General features: G+C 68.5%; 15 protein-coding genes and 2 pseudogenes. 12 read left to right on the top strand and 5 right to left on the bottom strand.

Annotation, left to right across the window (positions count from 1 at the left end; all coding sequences use genetic code 11):
- Positions 1-87: 87 nt before the first annotated feature.
- Positions 88-282, top strand: a pseudogene (locus Aut01nite_RS32675) (CocE/NonD family hydrolase); the annotation flags it as partial.
- A 254-nt stretch (positions 283-536) separates the two neighbouring features.
- Positions 537-1,169, top strand: a complete 633-nt coding sequence (locus tag Aut01nite_RS32670) for a superoxide dismutase family protein (RefSeq protein ID WP_083998810.1) — start codon at positions 537-539, stop codon at positions 1,167-1,169.
- 230 nt (positions 1,170-1,399) lie between these two features.
- Here the strand turns inward: Aut01nite_RS32670 and Aut01nite_RS32665 are convergent, their stop codons facing one another.
- Entirely contained in the window at positions 1,400-1,900 is a 501-nt protein-coding gene (locus Aut01nite_RS32665; protein ID WP_043524448.1) for an LURP-one-related/scramblase family protein, read from the bottom strand.
- Between the two features lie 194 nt (positions 1,901-2,094).
- Between Aut01nite_RS32665 and Aut01nite_RS32660 the strand changes: the two are divergent.
- Positions 2,095-2,332: pseudogene (locus tag Aut01nite_RS32660) on the top strand (SPFH domain-containing protein); the annotation flags it as partial.
- A 75-nt stretch (positions 2,333-2,407) separates the two neighbouring features.
- Here the strand turns inward: Aut01nite_RS32660 and Aut01nite_RS32655 are convergent.
- Positions 2,408-3,211, bottom strand: a complete 804-nt coding sequence (locus Aut01nite_RS32655) for an alpha/beta hydrolase (RefSeq protein ID WP_201775498.1) — start codon at positions 3,209-3,211, stop codon at positions 2,408-2,410.
- Positions 3,212-3,280: 69 nt separating this feature from the next.
- The gene (locus Aut01nite_RS32650) at positions 3,281-4,510 is read right to left on the bottom strand and encodes a PQQ-dependent sugar dehydrogenase (RefSeq protein ID WP_043524557.1); all 1,230 of its coding nucleotides are present in this window, start codon (positions 4,508-4,510) and stop codon (positions 3,281-3,283) included.
- 377 nt (positions 4,511-4,887) lie between these two features.
- On the opposite strand from Aut01nite_RS32650, the gene Aut01nite_RS32645 reads away from it, so the two are divergent.
- From Aut01nite_RS32645 to glgX, 4 genes are all read left to right on the top strand, one after another.
- Positions 4,888-5,178 carry a hypothetical protein gene (locus tag Aut01nite_RS32645; RefSeq protein WP_152628645.1) on the top strand — a complete coding sequence of 97 codons (291 nt, stop codon included), beginning with the start codon at positions 4,888-4,890 and terminating at the stop codon, positions 5,176-5,178.
- A 200-nt stretch (positions 5,179-5,378) separates the two neighbouring features.
- A complete protein-coding gene (locus tag Aut01nite_RS32640) occupies positions 5,379-6,203 on the top strand; it encodes an SDR family oxidoreductase (protein ID WP_204037752.1) in 825 nt (274 codons plus the stop codon).
- A 750-nt stretch (positions 6,204-6,953) separates the two neighbouring features.
- Positions 6,954-7,853 carry an SDR family oxidoreductase gene (locus Aut01nite_RS32635; protein ID WP_275409734.1) on the top strand — a complete coding sequence of 300 codons (900 nt, stop codon included), beginning with the start codon at positions 6,954-6,956 and terminating at the stop codon, positions 7,851-7,853.
- A gap of 149 nt (positions 7,854-8,002) precedes the next feature.
- Positions 8,003-10,120, top strand: a complete 2,118-nt coding sequence (glgX, locus tag Aut01nite_RS32630) for a glycogen debranching protein GlgX (RefSeq protein WP_052163570.1) — start codon at positions 8,003-8,005, stop codon at positions 10,118-10,120.
- A gap of 110 nt (positions 10,121-10,230) precedes the next feature.
- Here glgX and Aut01nite_RS32625 read toward each other — a convergent pair whose 3' ends face one another.
- The gene (locus Aut01nite_RS32625; protein WP_043524456.1) at positions 10,231-11,025 is read right to left on the bottom strand and encodes an RNA polymerase sigma factor SigF; all 795 of its coding nucleotides are present in this window, start codon (positions 11,023-11,025) and stop codon (positions 10,231-10,233) included.
- Between the two features lie 320 nt (positions 11,026-11,345).
- Here Aut01nite_RS32625 and Aut01nite_RS32620 point away from each other — a divergent pair, with 320 nt between their 5' ends.
- The 5 genes from Aut01nite_RS32620 to Aut01nite_RS32600 all read left to right on the top strand — a co-directional run bounded on the left by Aut01nite_RS32620 (position 11,346) and on the right by Aut01nite_RS32600 (position 17,204).
- Positions 11,346-12,656: a GAF domain-containing sensor histidine kinase gene (locus Aut01nite_RS32620; protein WP_161790616.1), complete on the top strand. Its 1,311-nt coding sequence runs from the start codon at positions 11,346-11,348 to the stop codon at positions 12,654-12,656.
- A 188-nt stretch (positions 12,657-12,844) separates the two neighbouring features.
- Entirely contained in the window at positions 12,845-13,267 is a 423-nt protein-coding gene (locus Aut01nite_RS32615; protein WP_043524560.1) for an ATP-binding protein, read from the top strand.
- 306 nt (positions 13,268-13,573) lie between these two features.
- Positions 13,574-14,374 (top strand): alpha/beta fold hydrolase, encoded by an 801-nt coding sequence (locus Aut01nite_RS32610; RefSeq protein WP_043524458.1) that lies wholly within the window; start codon positions 13,574-13,576, stop codon positions 14,372-14,374.
- Positions 14,371-16,824, top strand: coding sequence for a SpoIIE family protein phosphatase (locus Aut01nite_RS32605; RefSeq protein ID WP_083998816.1), 2,454 nt, complete (start codon positions 14,371-14,373; stop codon positions 16,822-16,824). The genes Aut01nite_RS32610 and Aut01nite_RS32605 overlap by 4 nt, the downstream gene beginning before the upstream one ends.
- Positions 16,821-17,204, top strand: coding sequence for an STAS domain-containing protein (locus Aut01nite_RS32600; protein WP_052163574.1), 384 nt, complete (start codon positions 16,821-16,823; stop codon positions 17,202-17,204). The genes Aut01nite_RS32605 and Aut01nite_RS32600 overlap by 4 nt, the downstream gene beginning before the upstream one ends.
- Positions 17,205-17,292: 88 nt before the next feature.
- Here the strand turns inward: Aut01nite_RS32600 and Aut01nite_RS32595 are convergent, their stop codons facing one another.
- A complete protein-coding gene (locus Aut01nite_RS32595; RefSeq protein WP_052163576.1) occupies positions 17,293-18,258 on the bottom strand; it encodes a DMT family transporter in 966 nt (321 codons plus the stop codon).
- Positions 18,259-18,300: the final 42 nt, after the last annotated feature.

Here is an 18,300-nt window from a genome sequence, read left to right as displayed (position 1 = left end):
GATGGCGGCTCGCCGGCGAGATGCTGGAGCCGTCGTCCGACCCGGCTCGCCGGCTCGGAGTGACGGACGCCGAGGGCCGCCTCCGGCAAGGTCGGCATGAGCGGCACCTCCTACCTCGCCGTCTCGCCGTGGTTCACCACCGCCGACCAACCGGAGCACCTGGCCGCGATCAACCCGTGGGAGGGCGTCAGCGACGTCTACCGCGACCTGGTGATGCGCGGTGGCATCCCCGACACCGGGTTCGCCCGGCAACTGCGCGACCGTGACCGCGCACGGTCCTGACGACCGCGTCGTCGTCCACACCGGGATCGGCGAGGGCGTCCGCACTGTCACGCCGAGCGTTCTCCGCCTCGTACGCATACTCCTTCGTCGAGCGTCGAATACAGCAGGGCGGCCACCCAGAGATCGGAAGGGAAACGCCGCCTCAGCTTCACCGGATCGTGGTCGAGCCGTGGCTTACGGTCAATTCACGTGGGTTCTACCCGCTCTTGCCGGGTAAGCCGAAACATACCGAGTCCTCGACGACAGGAGACACCATGCGGCAGCGTGCAGGCCTGCTCATGACCACTGCCCTGATCTTGACGCCCGCGCTGCTCGCCGGGTGCGCCGAAGACATCGACGAACCGGCCGTGGTGCCGACCCCGTCGGCGGCCACAGGCGGCTCACCGGCCTCCGGCACCCCGGCCACAGCGACCGGCACGTTCGCGCCGTACGCCGCGGGCGCGACCGCCGTCACCTACGACTCGGCGCTCGTTCCGGCCGGAGCCACCGCCGCCGTCAACCTCATGCCGGCCGCCGACAGCACGGCGGTCCAGCTGACGGTGAGCGGGCTGCAGCCCAGCCGCGGCTACGGCGCTCACCTGCACGTCAACCCGTGCGGGCCCACCGGTGACGCGGCCGGACCGCACTATCAGCAGCAGGCCGACCCGGCCGCGTCGGCCTCACCGCCGTCGGTCGACCCCAGTTACGCTAACCCCCGCAACGAGGTGTGGCTCGACTTCACCACCGACGCCGGCGGCAACGCCACAGCCACCGCCACCCAGCCCTGGGTCTTCGACCCGCCTCGGGCGCCCCGGTCCCTGGTCATTCACGCCCAGACCACCAAGACCGCGCCGGGCGAGGCCGGAAGTGCGGGTACCCGGGTGGGCTGCCTCACTCTGCCCGGCTGATCCCGGCCGCACGCCACGACCTCCGCCCGGTTGTGGTGACTCGCGTCAGCTGCTCATCCTGGCCGGGACCCGCTCGCCGAACGGAGGACGACACCGCGCTGCTACCGGCCGAGAACCGCCCGCACGACATCACTCGGATGACCTGCTATTCCACGCTCGATCCGAACTCTGCGCGAAGGCCCGAAGATCGGCATCGGTGACTGCACACTCCGGCCGCCCGCCCCGTCACCTTATTCGCCGGCGTCCTTCTTGTCCGCGTCGCGCGCCATGGCCAGGTCGAGTGCCAGAACGCTGGCCAGGATCAGCAGATGGTCCTCGCCCTCCGCGATACGCACGCCGTAGGTGTCACGGATGCTGATCCAACGTTTGGACGCGGCGGCCACTTCGCGTCCATCCCGCTCGACGGTGAACTCGTGGTCGAGTAGGTCGCCGCTGATCTCCAGGTCGTCCGGGCCCGGGATGTCGACGGTGAACTTCTCCCGGAACGGTGTGAAGAAGTGTTTGCGTACCTCGGCCGCTTTCTCGCCGCCGATGGTCACCTGATAGGTGGGCCGCAGCGCGACGAGGTGCCGATGCACCGCAGCGACCTCCCGGCCGGAGGCATCCTCGATCACCAGGCGGTCTCGCATGGTCAGCACTTTGCCGTCGACGTGGTACAGCCGCCGGCCTTGGTCGTCGGTGATGTCGAAGTCGTCACCGATGTCGAACAGACGGGCCTTGATGATGTACACGGGTTCGCGCTCCCTCGTTGGTCGATCGGCGGACCGAGCTTGTCCGAACAGCCATCACCGAGGCGTACGGCGTCCATTCACCACGCCATCAGGATCGTGGCCGACAGCGCTGCCACGCCGATAATCAGCAGCAGCTTTTCTGATTCCCCCTGTCGTGTGCCGCCAACCGCGACCGGAGATTCCCGGCTGCGGCCCTCACCACGCTGCGCGACGTGATCGGCCCCCTCGGCCTGGACCGTACCCTGACCAGCCGCGAGGAGATCAACCGTTGCCTGTGGGACACACTCGACGAGACGACCGGCCGGTGGGGCATCAAGGTTGCCCGGGCGGAGGTCACGGCGATCGAGCCGCCGCCCTGCGTCCACGACTCGGATGGAGAAGCGGATGCTCGCCGCACGTGACCGCCGGCTAGCCGTAGTAGGCGTACCGGGCAGCCATCCGCTCGTCACGGTCGACGAGCTCCCGGTCGTACTCGGGTGCGGCGGCGACCTGTACCCGGAACGACTGTCAGGCCGGGCCGGCGAGTTCCTTCACCGCGGCGATCAGCGGGGCGCCGTCAAGAAGGATCGGGTCGTTGTGGTCGGCGCCGTCGACTACAACGACCTGAGCCAGGTTGCCGGCGGCGTCGGCGACCGCGCGGCTCTGCTGCGGGGGAACCACCTGGTCGGCGGTGCCGTACACGACCGCCGTCGGGGCCGCCACCCGCGAGATCAGCGATCGGACCGGGAACCGGTCGCGCAGCAGCGGGCCCACCGGCAGGAACGGGTAATGGGTGCGGCCGGCGGCGGCCAGATCGGTGAACGGCGAGCGCAACAGCAGCCCGGCCGGTGGATGCCGGATCGCCAAGGCGGTGGCCACGGCGGCGCCCAGGCTCTCGCCGTAGTACACGATCGGCCGGCCGCTCTGTGCCAGGTAGGCGCGGGCGGCGTCGGCGTCCTGCGCCAGCCCGTGCTCCGACGGGCTGCCGTCGTTGCCGCCGTAACCGCGGTAGTCCACCGCCAGCACGGTCAGGCCCAGCCTCGTCAGGGCGGTCGCCAGCGGCGCCCGCCCGGCCCGGTTGCCCGCGTTCCCGGGCAGGACCAGCACGGAGACGCCCTCGTCCGGCGTACCGGACGGGGGTGTGAAAAGCCACGCGCCCAACCGCAACCCGTCCGCGGCGCGCAAGGTGATCTCGCGGGCGCCGGCCGGGACCGGTGGCGTCGCCCGGTCCGGGAAGTAGATCAGCCGCCGCTGGCCGGCCCAGACAAAGATCAAGATCAAGATCAGGGCGATGAGTACGGCCACCGCGCTGCGCACCATCATCCTTCCCATCCTGCCAGTGTGCGCCGGTGAGCCGCGGCGGTCAGGAAGCGGCGATCCGGAACCACCGGCTCATGCCGGTCAGCCGCCGGTGACCGGCGGGACCAGCTCGAACCGTACTCGACTCAACCATCCCGGGTAATCGCTGAGAACGTACAGCTCGCCGTGCACGTCGGCGCCGATCGCGGTCGGCTGGGTGGGGAAGTCACCGATCACGGCGGTCTCGTAGCCGCCGCCACGCGCGGGCCGCACGGCGAACACGCGGGGTGCGCAGTAGTCGCTGGCGATGTAGGTGCCCCGCGCCGCGGGGGTCCGCGACCCCCGGTACACCACGCCGCCGATCACCGAGCAGCTCTCCGTGAGGAAGTGCTCGTACTCGAAGATCGGGTCGACGTACCGTACGCCCGGCCGGCATTGCCCCGCGTCGAACACCGGGGTGCCCTCCTTGCAGGACCACCCGAGATTCGCGCCACCCTGCCAGGGGCGGATGTGGTTGATCTCTTCGACCAGGCCCTGGCCGACATCACCGATCCACAGCGAGTTGTCGACCGGGTCGACGGAGAACTTCCAGGGGTTGCGCAGCCCGTAGAGCCAGATCTCCGGCCGTGCCCCCGGCGTACGAACGAAGGGGTTGGTGGAGGGCACGCAGTAGGGCTTGGCCCCGCAGGCGCGGTTGACGTCGATCCGCACGATCTTGCCGAGCAAGGTGCCGAGGTCCTGACCGGCCTTGAACGGATCGTTCGCGTGGCCGCCGTCGCCGGTGGACCAGTAGAGGTAGCCGTCGCGCCCGAACGCCACCTGTCCGCCGTTGTGGTTGCCGTACTCGGCGTGCTCCTGGGTGAGCAGCACCTGCAAGCGCTCCGGAGCCCCGATGGGCAGCCGCGCCAGGGTCAGCGCGCCGGCCGGCAGACTCGTGTAGGCGACGTAGAGCATCCCGGTCCGTGCGAAGTTCGGCGCGGGTGTGATGCCGAGCAGGCCGCGCTCGTTGTCCGACGTGTCGATGCGGGCGGTCAGGTCGAGCACCGGCTCGGCCGCCAGGCCGGTGTCGGGATGGTAGGCGCGAACCGTGCCGTTCTTCTCCGCGATCAGCATCCGGCCGTCCGGCAGCCCGGTGATCGCGATCGGGCGCTGCAGTCCGGAAGCCACCTGCTCGGACACCACGGTCAGCTCGCTGAGCGGCACGGCCCGGCTGCGTGACGTGTCGGCTGCGGGGGCGCCGGTCGCCGACACCGAGGCCGACGGCATTGCGAACAGGGCCAGAACGAGCAGGCCGACCAGCAGGGTGGCCGGGTGACGACGCCATCGCGACATGGTCGGCTCCTTGAGCAGAGTGGCGGGCGCGTTTCGGGAGCGCTCCCACAATACATCGAGAATCAACGATGCATAACCGGCCGGAGGAGATCCGGCCGGAGCCGGCGAACCGCATCTTCACCGGCATCCACGGCGCCCCATTGACCGTGCCGAGCCTGGAACCCCGCCGAAGAGAGGGCCCTCACCGAGCGGGCATGCCGTGAAGGACATGCACCGTCCAGGTCCGAATTGTCAGGGTGATCGAATTCTGCCGTGATCGGTCCCACCCTGACACAGGCATTCTGCCGTTGAATCTCCGTACGTCGGGTCCGTCGCCGCCACCGTGCCCGCCTCCGTCAGTGGCTGGGACCGACTGCCGCTGGTCTATGGTGTGCTCGATGACCACATCGAGGCGGCTGCAGATCGCCACCATCCTCGCGTTGTTCGCTCTTGCGCCGCTGATGGGAACGATCGTCAAAACGGTGATCCTCTGGGACTTACACGGTACGACTTACCACCTCGTCACCGGTCTCGCGGTGCTGTCGTTCGCGGCCGCCCTCAGCATCAGCCTGCTCATAGGACTCGACAGCGACCTTGACGACATTCCTTGGGCGAAACTGGGGATCTTCGTTCTCCTTCTCTTCGTAGGCGGCCTCTTCGGGTGGGCGCGATACCTGGCGGAAGGCTGAACACTCGTTGTTCGTAGCTCGAGTGGCCGGCGAGGACAGGGTCTGATCCGCAGTCGCTCAGCCGGATCACCCCCTTTCAGGTCGGCTCGAGGTTGTCTGAACCGGTTCACGTCACGCTCACGCGAAGGACGCCCTTCGGCACACCCCACGCTCCACAATGGCGGTCGCAGGAGTGCAGGTCGAGCGAACGGGAAGCGCGCATGGATCAGATCGACGACATCGACGTACGGAAGGGCCCGGGGTTGACCCTGCCAGGAGCAGCGGTCGTCGTGACAGGGGCAGGGTCCGGCATCGGGCGAGCGCTGGCGCACCGGCTCGCGGCAGCGGGGGCGCGGATCGTGGTCAACGACCTCGATGCGGCGTCGGCCGCGGCCACCGCGCAGGCGGTGGGAGGCCTGGCCGCCGCCGGCGACATGACCGACCCCGGCGACGTGCAGGCGCTGGTGCAGCTGTGCTGGGACGAGTTCGGGGCCCTCGACCTCTTCTGTGCCAACGCGGGCGAGTCCGTCCCGGGCAGCGTGGCCACCGGGGACGCGTCCTGGCAGAGCGCGTGGGAGGCGAACGTCATGTCCCAGGTCTACGCCGCGCGATACCTGCTGCCGGCGTGGCTCGAGCGGGGCCGGGGCCGCCTGCTCAGCACCGTCTCCGCTGCGGGGATGCTCACCGTCCCCGGCATGGCGCCCTACGTCGTGAGCAAGCACGCCACCTTCGCCCTGGCGGAGTGGCTGCGCGCAACGCATGCGCACGAAGGGATCGTCGTACAGGTGCTGTGCCCCATGGGTGTACGCACCCCGATGCTCGACCGGGTCGCCCCACTGTGCTCGCCGATGCTCGAGCAGAGCGCGATCGAGCCCGAGCTCGTGGCCCGCGTCGCGGTGGAGGCGTTGGCCGATGACCGGTTCCTCATCCTCCCGCACCCCGAGGTCGCCGAGTGGTACGCCGCACGCGGCAGCGCAACCGACGAGTGGCTGGCGAGCATGAACGGCCTGCACCAGCAGCTCGCGGGCTTGGGAAGCACGACGTAGCGGCAGGCGGCAGCCGGCGGCTGCGGGTCCTGCCGACAGTTCATGGGCTGAAACTCATGGGCTGAAACCACGCGAGCACGGGGACCTGACATGACCACCGCCGGCCGAGTGCCGCTGTGGAAGCCGAACCGCAACGGCTCCACGGACTCGTGGTGCGGCCGGCCGGCTTCGCCGGGTCGAGGGGCTCCGGTGATCTCTTGCCGACGAACGTTGCTTCGGCTCCTGTCACCGCAGGACACGTATGGCACCCTGCATGCCGCACAGTGAACAAGTGCGGCGTGCGGGTGGCGGTGATGTCCTCGAACACCTTGAAACCGAAACGCGCCGGCTACATCGCTCTTGTCCTCGCCGGTGGGCGAGTACTTGTGCCTTCGTGAGCCCGCCCGGGAGCGTTCCCTGCCATCCCTTTCTTGACCAGCGCGCGGCGCCTTCGAACCCGAACCCGAGGTGGGTGAACCGGTCCCGGATGCGCTACCGCACCGGCGCTGACGCGGGCGTCCCGACACGATCGAAGCCGTCGCGCCCCAGCCCTTCGACGACAGACCATCCTGTACGCGATCGTCGACATCCGCCCGTAGAACGCGAACCGCAGCGACCTGACTCGCTGCGGTTCCGCGGGCTGAACGTGGTCCACGCTCCGGGCCGAACCTGCCGCCCTATGGGCGAGGGTTGTGTTGCCGCCTTGAGGAGTATGCCCTACCGCTACGGGTAGACATACCGGGCATTATGCCCAACGGAGAGGTGCACATCGTGGCCAAGGACCAGTACGACCAGCAGGATCCGCAGCAACAGTTCCGTACTCCGGACGACCAGGGCAGCGGACAGATCTCGCATCCGGGCCTCACCGGTGAGATGGACACCGAACCCGATCATGGCGAGGACAGCTACCGCGGCAATGGCCGCCTGAACGGCAGACGCGCTGTGATCACCGGCGGTGACTCCGGGATCGGGCGTGCGGTCGCCATCGCTTACGCGCGCGAGGGTGCGGACGTTCTGATCTCTTACCTCCCCGAGGAAGAGGACGACGCTCGGGAAACGACACGGCTGGTCGAGGAGGCGGGCCGTAAGGCGGTCGCCGTGCCAGGCGACATCCGCGACGAGACCCACTGCGCCGGCATCGTCGACACGGCGATCACCGAGCTGGGCGGGCTGGACATCCTGGTCAACAATGCCGCGTACCAGATGTCGCAGGCGGAGGGGATCTTCGACATCTCGACCGAGCAGTTCGACCGGGTGATGAAGACCAATCTGTATGCGATGTTCTGGCTCAGCAAGGCAGCCGCCTCCCGCATGGGACCCGGCTCGACGATCATCAACACCGCGTCGATTCAGGGCTACCAGCCCTCGCCGCAGCTTCTGGACTACGCCACCACGAAGGCCGGCATCATCGCGTTCACCAAAGCGCTCGCCGCGAACCTGGCAGACAAAGGAATTCGCGTCAACGCCGTCGCACCCGGCCCGATCTGGACCCCGCTGATTCCGGCCACCATGCCCAAGGAGAAGGTCGAGTCCTTCGGAGAGGACACTCCGCTGGGCCGCGCCGGTCAGCCGGCCGAGCTCGCGCCGGTCTACGTCTTCTTCGCCTCGCAGGAATCGAGCTACGTCACCGGCGAAGTCCTCGGTGCCACCGGCGGCAAGCCGCTCGCCTGAGACCACGCCTCAGTTGGCCGCGGGCAGACCGTGTCGATGTTTTCCCGCGTTCTATCTCATTTGATGTCATTTAACGAATCAGTATTTTTGTGGCATGTAAACGCGTAGGCAATGTTCTGGGCGGTGACGTGCCACTTACGGGGGCATGCATGATGCAAGAGATATGGCCGGGCAGCAGCTATCCGCTGGGTGCCAGCTATGACGGGACGGGAACGAACTTCGCGGTGTTCAGCGAGGTCGCCGACCGGGTGGAGTTGTGCCTGTTCGACGACGCCGGCATGGAGACACGGCACCGGTTGTGCTCGGTGGACGGCTTCGTCTGGCACGGCTACCTGCCCGGCGTCGGAGCCGGCACGAGATACGGATACCGGGTCGACGGCCCGTACGAGCCGGCAGCCGGATTGCGGTGCAATCCGTCGAAGCTGCTGCTCGACCCGTACGCGAGGGCGATTCAGGGCGACATCGACTGGGACGAGTCGCTGTTCGGCTACCGCTTCGGCGATCCCGACTCCCGCAACGAGCTGGACAGTGGTCGGCACATGATGAAGTCGGTAGTGATCAACCCGTACTTCGACTGGCGCAACGACCGCCCGCCCCGCATCCCCTATCACCAGACGGTCATTTACGAGGCGCACGTCAAGGGCTTGACGCAACTGCACCCGAAGGTTCCGCAACACCTCCGGGGCACCTATGCGGGGCTCGGGCATCCGGCGATGATCGAGCACCTTTCCCAGCTGGGGGTCACCGCTGTCGAGCTGATGCCGGTGCATCAGTTCGCCCAGGACCACCACCTCATCGAGCGGGGCCTACGCAACTACTGGGGGTACAACAGCATCGGCTTCTTCGCTCCGCACAATGCGTACGCCGCATGGGGTCAGCGTGGCGAGCAGGTGCAGGAGTTCCGGGCGATGGTACGTGAGCTGCACGCGGCCGGGATCGAGGTGATCCTCGACGTGGTCTACAACCACACCGCCGAAGGCAATCACATGGGGCCGACGCTGAGTTTTCGCGGCCTGGACAACGGCGCCTACTACCGGCTCGTCGACGACGAGCCGTGCTACTACATGGACACCACCGGCACCGGCAACAGCCTGTTGATGCGAAACCCGCACACGCTCCAGATGATCATGGATTCGCTGCGGTACTGGGTCACCGACATGCACGTCGATGGCTTCCGTTTCGATCTGGCCGCCACCCTGGCCCGGCAGTTCCACGAGGTCGACAAATTGTCGGCCTTCTTCGACCTGATCCAGCAGGATCCGATCGTGTCGCAGGTGAAGCTCATCGCCGAGCCGTGGGACATCGGTGACGGCGGGTACCAGGTGGGCAATTTCCCACCGGCATGGACCGAGTGGAACGGCAAATTCCGCGACACGGTGCGTGACTTCTGGCGCGGCGAGCCCGCAACCCTCGCCGATTTCACGTCGCGGCTGACCGGGTCGGCAGACCTCTACCAGGACGACGGGCGACGGCCGGTCGCATCCATCAACTTCGTCACCGCACACGACGGTTTCACCCTCCACGACCTCGTCTCGTACAACACCAAGCACAACGAGGCCAACGGCGAGGACAACAACGACGGTGAAAGCCACAACCGCTCCTGGAACTGCGGTGCGGAAGGGCCCACGGACGACCCGGAGATCCTCGCTCTGCGGGGCCGGCAGCAACGCAACATGCTCGTCACACTGATGCTGTCGCAAGGCGTGCCGATGCTCCTGGCCGGCGACGAGTTCGGCCGGACCCAGGGCGGCAACAACAACGCCTACTGCCAGGACAACGAGATCTCCTGGATCGACTGGTCGCTGGCCGAGTCGCAGGCACCGCTGCTGGCGTTCACCCAACGCCTGATCATGTTGCAGCGAAAGCACCCGGTCTTCCGGCGCCGCCGGTTCCTGCGCGGCGAACCGGTACACAACGCCGGCGAGGCGCTGCCCGACATCGCCTGGCTCACTCTCGACGGCACCGAGATGGCCGAGCAGCACTGGGACGTCGACCACGCCCGCACCGTCACGATGTTCCTCAACGGCGAGGCGATCACCGAGCAGGGCCCGCGCGGCCAGCGCATCCGGGACGACTCGTTCCTGGTGATGTTCAACGCCCACCACGAACCGTTGCGGTTCGCCGCACCGGATCCCGGCTACGGCAAGGAATGGATCACCGAGGTCGACACCGCCCGGCCGACCCTGGACTCCGAGGAGTCCCTCGCCGCCGCGGACACCACGGAACTGTCAGGACGAAGCATCAAGGTCTTACGCCGGCGGACGTAGCCACGGGCAGGCAGTTCCTGTTCCGGTCCGGGCCGCCCCGTCATGGACGGCCCGGACCACGACGGCCGGCGATTGAGCGGATCACGACGCGACCGGCGATCGGTTCGTCGTCAGGCGTCGATGGTGTCGAGCTGGCCGCGCAGCTTGGCAAGGGCCTTCGCCAGCAGCCGGGACACGTGCATCTGGGAGATGCCGATCTGCTCAGCGATCTGCTGCTGGGTGAGGTTGCCGTAGAAGCGCAGACTGACGATCTTCTGCTCCCGCTCGTCGAGCGTGGCCAGCGCCGGACCGAGCGCGATCCGCGTCTCCGCCTCGGCGAAGCCGGTGTCCTCGCCGCCCAAGGTCTCCCCCAGCTCGGTACCGCCTTCACTGATCGGCGTGGACAGACTCGTGGAGTTGTACGCGCGGGCACCTTCGAGGCCTTCGATGACCTCGTCCTCACTGACCTGCAGGTGCGCGGCGATGTCAGCAACGGTCGGTGCACGACCGAGGGTGTGGCTGAGCGTGTTGTTCGCGCCGGCGATCGCCAGACGCAACTCCTGCAGGCGCCGCGGCACCCGCACCGACCAGGTCTTGTCCCGGAAATGCCGTTTGAGCTCGCCGACGATGGTGGGGATCGCGAATCCGGCGAAGTCGACACCGCGGTCGGCCTCGAACCGGTCTACGGCTTTGATCAGGCCGACGACGGCGACCTGGTGGAGGTCGTCGCGCGGCTCACCGCGGTTCGCGTAGCGGTTCGCCAGGTGCCGGGCCAGCGGCAGCCACGCCTCGATCGCCCGGTCCCGCAGGCCGGCCCGGGAGGGGTGCCCGGCCGGCAGTGCGGCCATCGCCACGATCAACTCGCTGGCCCGGTCGGTGCTCGTCTCGGCATCCGCACGGACAGCGGTGTCAGCGATGACAGTCATTCAGGTGCTCCTCTGGTCGACCACTTCGTCAGGTCCGGTAGCTGTTCAGCGCAATCAGCCACGGCCCCGTCGTAGCGATAGATCCCCGACTGGTCGCCATCGAAAACCACCCGATCGGTCATCTAAACCAGGCTGAAGAGTGGTTGCACCGCGACAACGCGCCGTTCGGCTGCATGCCGCTTGGCAGCTCGCCCGGTTACGGAGACCCCGGACTGCCGGACGTTCACCGGGCACCTCCATTAGCCTGACCGTGACAGCACTGCTCGAATCCCCCGGACCGGATGCCGCCGGCGAAGAGCCGTATTCCACCGGGAGAAACGATGGCAGCAGAAGCCGACCGGAGCGGTGACCCGAGGCGGTCCGACCCTCCCGCCGTTCTCGCCGCCGCATTGGAGGCTTATCTGGCCTTCGACGCCACCGGGCGTGTAGTGGCCTGGAATCCTGCCGCCGCCCGCGGCCTCGCCGAAGCCGAATCCAGCACCATCGCCGCAGCCCGCGTCGTGGAGGCCCTCGGCGTCAAGATGTGCTGGCCGGTGACCGAGCTATGGCTCATCGACCACGACCGGCAACTACTGACCTGCGCCGCCCGCCACACCCAACCCGGCCGACGGCTCCGGGACTTCGCTGTCAACACCCTGGAACCCGGCGCCGCCCTGCCCGGCCGGGTCTGCACCAGCGGCACCGCACACTGGATCCCCGACCTGAGCACCGACCCAGGCTCCCCGCGCAGCCGCGCCGCCGCCCGCATCGGGCTACGGGTGGCCGTCGGCGTCCCGCTCTGCACCAGCCGGCACATCCTCGGCGCGCTGTGCGTCTACGGCGACCGCGTCGAAGATCCCGAAGACACCCTTCTCGGCCTGCTCAGCGGCCTCGCCGCCCAGATCGGCCAGTACGTGGAACGGCGCCGAGCCGAAGAACTCGCCATCGAACTGGCCCGCACCAAGGACGAGTTCCTCTCCATGGTCACCCATGAAATCCGCAATCCACTGTCAGCGATCACCGGCACCGCCGCCCTGCTCGAAGACGAACTCGACGACCTGACCCGAGACGAGCAACTGCACTACCTACGAACGATCACCCGCAACGCCGAGCGCCTGACCGTCATGGCCGAAGACCTGCTCGACCTGGCCCGGCTGGAGTCAGGGCACCTGGCCATCAACCCCGCCGGCACCGACCTGTGCACCATCATCCGCCAGGCCCTACAGGGCACACCGACCGACGACAAGAATCTCACCGTCACCGTACGGCTGCCTGAGCACCTCGAACTGCACGCCGACCCGCACCGGCTGCGCCAGGTCGCCGACAACCTACTGTCGAACGCCGTCAAGTACACACCCGCAGGCGGCACCGTCACCGTCTCCGCAACGACTGACGACACCGGCCAGAAGATCATCTGGACCGTCACCGACAACGGTATCGGCATCCCCGCCGCCGAACGACCCCGCCGCTTCTACCGCGCCTCGTCCGCGCTCGAACGGCGCATCCCGGGAACCGGCCTCGGCCTGGTCATCGCCCGCACCATCATCGAATGCCACCACGGCACCATCGTCCTGGCCGACCACGAAGGCCCCGGCACCACCTTCGTCGTCGAACTCCCCACCTTGCGTGGCCGGTCCGTGAGCAGCACCTGAGATGCCCGGGGATCGGGTCAAGGCGCTGCCCGGCACGGTTCCAGCGGATGAGGGCAGTCTGACTTGACATTGCGGACGTTTTGTTCCCCTCGGCTCGGGCACCGATTACGGCAGGCGCTACCACGCCGAACGGCGCACAGGTCGAGGGCGGCCTGAAGTGCGGAGCCATGAGGAGGTCCGATGTGTCGGTGTCACTTCGCCTGACGCTGCACCTGCCGCGGGATGCCGGCACCGTCACCATGGCGCGGCGGCTCCTGGATCAGGCATTGGGAACGCTGCGCGTAGCAGAAGACTGCCGTGGCGAACTCGCGCTGATCTTGACAGAAGCGTGCGCGAACGTTGTCCAACACGCTGCAGGAAGCCAAGCGTATGAAATCTCGGTCTGCGTATCCCACGACGAATGTGTCATCGAGGTGATCAACACCGGGCCGGTTGTCGACCCCTCCATCTGGATCGACCGAGGCGAAGCACCGGCTACAGCAGAGGGCGGCCGCGGTCTACGCCTGATCATGTCTCTCGCGGACGAAGTCACTCTCGACCCGGACGACGGCGGTGGAGTGGCCCTCCGAGCTGTGAAGAAGCTCGCGTGGTGCCAGGAACCGGCCTCCTGACCTTCGTATCGGTCGCCCAGGGAGGCCCCTCGAACACCGTCGTCGACCCGTCAGGCGGCTCGCATGACGGTCGACGGCTTGGTCGTGACGCGTGGAGAGTTGGATGCGCTGGGAGGCAGGTGCCGGATACGCGGCTGCGGGCGAGCCGTGCCTCAGCTGTGCCCGCGGAGGTTCGGGATGGGTGCTGAGGGCGAGGCCGCGTGGCACCGGGGGATCGAACGGGAATGCCCGGATGAGGATGTGCGGGGGAACCTGCAGCGTAGGGCGACTGCCCGCCGGCGAGGCGGGAAGGTAGGGTCACCGCTCGTGAACACACTGACCAGGAGCAACGTCCGGGTGACCGGCCCTGCTGACGGTCGCACCATCGTCCTGGCTCATGGCTTCGGCTGTGATCAGAACATGTGGCGATTCGTCGCGCCGGACCTCGCGGCGGACCACCGGGTGGTGCTCTTCGATCACGTCGGAGCGGGCGGCTCCGACCTGACGGCCTACGACCCGCAGCGGTACGGGTCACTGTCGGGCTACGCCGACGACGTCGTGGAGATTCTGGCTGCGCTGGAGGCGTCCGATGTCGTCTTCGTGGGCCACTCGGTCAGCGCGATGATCGGTGTGCTCGCCGCGGTGGCCGAACCTGACCGCTTCTCAGGGCTGGTGTTGATCGGGCCGTCGCCTCGGTACATCGACGACGAAGGCTACCGGGGCGGCTTCAGCCAGGCCGACATCACCGAGCTGCTGGAGTCGCTGGACAGCAACTATCTCGGCTGGTCGGCCGCGATGGCACCGGTCATCATGGGCAACCCCGACCGCCCGCAGCTCGGTGCCGAGCTGACCAACAGTTTCTGCCGCACCGATCCGGCGATCGCTGCGGACTTCGCGCGTGTCACGTTCCTGTCCGACAACCGTGCGGACCTGGCCAAGGTCGCGGTGCCGAGTCTGGTCCTGCAGTGCAGCGAGGACGTGATCGCGCCGTACGAGGTCGGTGAGTACGTCCACCGGCAGCTTCCGCACAGCACCTTCGTCCGCCTGGAGGCCACCGGGCACTGCCCCAACCTGAGCGCGCCGGAGGAGACCATCAAGGCTATCCGGGCGTTCCTGGAACGCCTGTGAGCGCAGACCCACCGGCTGAGCACATCGGCCCGTTGACCGAGAGCGCCGAAGAGCTCTACGAGAACGCCCCGTGCGGCTATCTGTCGATTCTCCCCGACGGGGCGCTGTTCAGGGTGAACCAGACGTTCCTCGACTGGACCGGTCACCGTCGCGAGGATCTGCTCAGCCGCCGCGTCCAGGACCTCTACGGCGTCGGCAGCCGCATCTTCTACGAGACCCATCTACGTCCGCTGCTGCATATGCAGGGCGAGGTCCGCGGGCTCGCCATGGAGTTCCGCCGCGCCGACGGCACCCTGCTGGACACGTTGGTCAATGCGACTCTGCGCGGCGATCCGGCAACCGGTTCGACGGTGCTGCGGATGACGGTCTTCGACGCCACCGACCGGCGCGCCTACGAGCGGGAGCTGCTCGCCGAACGCCGGCGCGCCGAACGCACCACGGTGCGGCTGCGCGCCTTGCAGGAGATGGTCCTCCGGTGCGCGGCCATCGAGCGGGCCACTGAACTGGTCGATCCGATCATCGAGGCCGGCACGGCGGCGTTCGGGGCCGCCACCACTACTGTCTGGCTACTGGACATCGACGGCTCGGTGTTGACGGATGCGAGCGCCGGCCACGACGACGCCGCGTCCATCGCCCTGGACAGTCCGGCTCCGCAGGCCCGCGCGGCCCGCAACGCAGAGCTGGTCGGGCCCCGGCAGGGCGAGGTCGCCGACCAGGTGTCGACCCCGCTGGCCGCCGACGATCAAGTGCTCGGCGTCGTCTCGTTCGGCTTCGCCACCGCCCGGCCCTTCGACGACGACGAGATCGAACTGATGCGGACCCTGGGGCGGCAGGCCGGTCAGGCGATGGAACGGGCGCGGCTGTACGAGGAGACCACCCGGCGAGCCTGGCAATCGGCGTTCCTCGCCCGCCTCGGCCGCGACCTCGACGAACCCGTTGCGCCCGCCGACCGTGCCCGCCGACTGGTGTCGCTGGTGGTACCAGAACTGGCGGAATACGCCCAGATCGACCTGGTCCACGACGACCGGGCGGGATGGCTGGCCGGCGCCGTCCCACCTGCCGCCCCTGATCCGGTGGGCAGCATCGGCCCGGCGGGGCCGTGGCCGCTGACCGATCTGGTGCACGAGACGATCCGACAGGTGCAGACCTCAGGTGAGGCCCGGCCGGTGCCACTCGCGGCGCCGGACGGCCGCCCGGCGGTCGGGTTGCCGCTCCGGGCACGCGGCGAGGTGGTCGGCACTCTGCTGCTCGCCGGCCAGGCCCTGATGCCGGAGCGCATCGACGCGGAGTTCCTGCTCGATCTCGCCGATCGAGCCGGCCTCGCCCTGGACAACGCCCGTCTCGCCGAGCGGGACCGTGAGGTGGCACTGACGCTGCAGCGCAGCCTGCTGGCCGGCGAACGGCCGATCGACAGCCGCTTCCACGTGACGGCCGTCTACCGCCCGGCAATCGAGACCCTCGAGGTCGGCGGCGACTGGTACGACACCTTCGTCACCGCCAGGGGCAGCGTCGGTGTCGTCGTCGGCGATGTGGTGGGGCGCGGTGTACGGGCGGCCAGCGCGATGGGACAGCTCCGCAGCGCCGTGCGCGCCCTCGCCCAGGCGGAGCGCAGTCCCGCCACCGTGCTACAGCACATGGACGACTTCGTCGCCACCCTCGAGGCCGGCCAGATGGCCACGCTGGCATACGCGGAGTTGACGCTCGACACCGGCCGGCTGCGGTACGCCTGCGCGGGGCACCCCCCGCCGCTGCTGCTGTCCCGCGATACCGGGCCGAGCTACCTGTGGGAGGGGCGTTCCGGTCCGCTGGGCACCCGGGCCGGCAGCCGACGGCGGCGTGAGGCGGAGCTCAGCATGCCCGTCGGTTCACGGCTGCTCCTGTACACCGACGGTCTCGTCGAGCGCCGGGGCGAGCGCATCGACGAAGGGCTGAGCCGTCTGGAGGCGTTGGCCGACCGCTGGGACACGCCGCTGGTGTCGCTGACCGAACAGATCAGTGACGCGATGCTGGCGGGCGACGGCGGCCACGACGACATGTGTCTGCTGGCGCTCGCCTTCGACGGGGCGCCACGATTCGACGCGGAGATTCCGGCCGACATCGGGACGCTACGCCCGCTGCGTACTGAGCTCGACCGGTGGCTGGCGAGCTACACGGTGGCTGAACGGGAACGGTACCGCGTCGTGCTGGCATGTTCCGAGGCGGTGGCCAACGCCATCGAGCACGGATATCAGCGGGATCCGGCCCAGCTCGTTCGGGTCAGCGCGACGATTGACGGAAACACCGTGGAGCTGCGGGTCCATGATGCCGGCCGGTGGCGAGCGCCGCAGGCAACCAGGGACCGGGGACGGGGAATGGCCTTGATAGGACGGCTGATGGACGACCTCATCGTGGATCGGGGCGAGGGCACAACGGTGCTGATGCGCCGCACTTTTCGGGAGGCGGGACGGTGACGGTCGCCAACCAGGTCACCCTGCTGACCGAACGAGGCTGTGCTGTCGTACGGCTCCACGGCGACGTCGATCACGTCAACGCCGGCCAGATGGAAATCGAGGTACTCACCACCACACGGGCGGCCGCCGGAGTGGTGGTCGACCTGACGGCGGTGACCTACCTCGACAGCGCCGGGCTGAGCTTCCTCGACCGGGTGGTGGCCGTCTTCCACAACAGGCAGGCGCGGGTACGGGTGGTGGCCCCGGCCGACGGGGTGGTCCGCTTCACCTTGGACCTCGTCGGCTTCCTGCCCGAGTTGCTCGCCCCGACCCTGGACGAGGCACTGGACGGCCTGCTCCGCCTGGCAGAGGACGATCCGGACTCGGGGACGGTGCGGTAGCACGGCCGACCTCATTCGCGCCATGATCACCACGACGTAGTTCCCCGTAGCATGCCGAAGCGCGGAGAGAGCCGGGGCGGGGCCGGATCTACTTGACCGTGACCCGCTGTTGCGGGTCACCCGCGGTGGTTCGGCCGGCGTTGCGTCGCGGCGGCACTCGGGTGCCGCCGCGCAGTTGCAGGGCTGCCACCGACGCCACGACGAGAAGACCGCCGGCTACCTGCAGCGGAGTGAGGACTTCGCCGAGTGTCAGTGCCGCCAGGGACGCGGTGACGACGGGTTCGAAGGTCGACAGGATGGCGGCGGTGGACGGGCCGGTGCGTCGCAGTCCGGCGAAGAACGTCAGCATGGCCAGGACGGTGGACACTGCCGCGATGCACACCAGCCAGAACCATCCCCGCCAGCCGAAACCGAGGTCGGCTCCGCCGGTCACCAGCGAACGTACGGCCATGGTGAACGCGGCCCCGGCCATCACCAGCGCGGCCAGCTTCACCGGTGGCAGCCGGCGTACGACGGAGTCGGCGATGAGGATGTAGCCGGTGTAGGTGACCGCGGCGCCGATCGCCAGGACCGCGCCGAACGGATGGAGATCCATCCCACCGGTGCCCAGCAGCACCAGCGATGTTCCCCCGGAGGCGGCGACCGATGCCACGCAGCGTCCGGGGGTGAGCCGGTCGCGGCCGAGGAGCACGGCCGTCAGGGTGACGAGTAGTGGATAGGCGTAGAAGACCAGCGACAGTATCGACGCGTCCATGAACTCCAAGGCGGAGAAGTACAGACTCGCCTGCAGGGCATAGCCGACCGCACCCAGGGCCAGGGCCGTCACCAGCAGCATCGGTGTCGTGCCTACCGCGCCTGTCGTCGGGCCGGGACTCATCGGGTCGCGGCGCAGACCCGGCCGCAGCATCAGTAGCAGCGCGAGCAGCGCGGCAGCAAGGCCGAAGCGCACCAGCAGGAGCGTGCCGGACGGAACGCCGGCGGCATAGGCGAGCTTTCCGAAGATCGCCATGGCGCCGAAGCAGGCGGCTGACGACAGGCACAGTGCGGGTCCCATGTCCCTCAGCATCAGGGCCGGGACACTTCAGGTCTAGCGATG

Origin of the sequence: Actinoplanes utahensis, from assembly GCF_016862455.1 — a bacterium.
Taxonomy (GTDB): Bacteria; Actinomycetota; Actinomycetes; order Mycobacteriales; family Micromonosporaceae; genus Actinoplanes; species Actinoplanes utahensis.
The sequence above is the reverse complement of the archived record's forward strand: the minus strand, read 5'-3'. Positions and strand labels throughout refer to the sequence as shown.

What these genes read in the sequence shown, in the direction of transcription:
- Aut01nite_RS32670 (WP_083998810.1), top strand. Translation starts at nt 537, where the DNA reads ATGCGGCAGCGTGCAGGCCTGCTCATGACCACTGCCCTGATCTTGACG.
- Aut01nite_RS32655 (WP_201775498.1), bottom strand. Translation starts at nt 3,211, where the DNA reads ATGGGAAGGATGATGGTGCGCAGCGCGGTGGCCGTACTCATCGCCCTG.
- Aut01nite_RS32650 (WP_043524557.1), bottom strand. Translation starts at nt 4,510, where the DNA reads ATGTCGCGATGGCGTCGTCACCCGGCCACCCTGCTGGTCGGCCTGCTC.
- Aut01nite_RS32645 (WP_152628645.1), top strand. Translation starts at nt 4,888, where the DNA reads ATGACCACATCGAGGCGGCTGCAGATCGCCACCATCCTCGCGTTGTTC.
- Aut01nite_RS32640 (WP_204037752.1), top strand. Translation starts at nt 5,379, where the DNA reads ATGGATCAGATCGACGACATCGACGTACGGAAGGGCCCGGGGTTGACC.
- glgX (WP_052163570.1), top strand. Translation starts at nt 8,003, where the DNA reads ATGATGCAAGAGATATGGCCGGGCAGCAGCTATCCGCTGGGTGCCAGC.
- Aut01nite_RS32625 (WP_043524456.1), bottom strand. Translation starts at nt 11,025, where the DNA reads ATGACTGTCATCGCTGACACCGCTGTCCGTGCGGATGCCGAGACGAGC.
- Aut01nite_RS32620 (WP_161790616.1), top strand. Translation starts at nt 11,346, where the DNA reads ATGGCAGCAGAAGCCGACCGGAGCGGTGACCCGAGGCGGTCCGACCCT.
- Aut01nite_RS32595 (WP_052163576.1), bottom strand. Translation starts at nt 18,258, where the DNA reads ATGGGACCCGCACTGTGCCTGTCGTCAGCCGCCTGCTTCGGCGCCATG.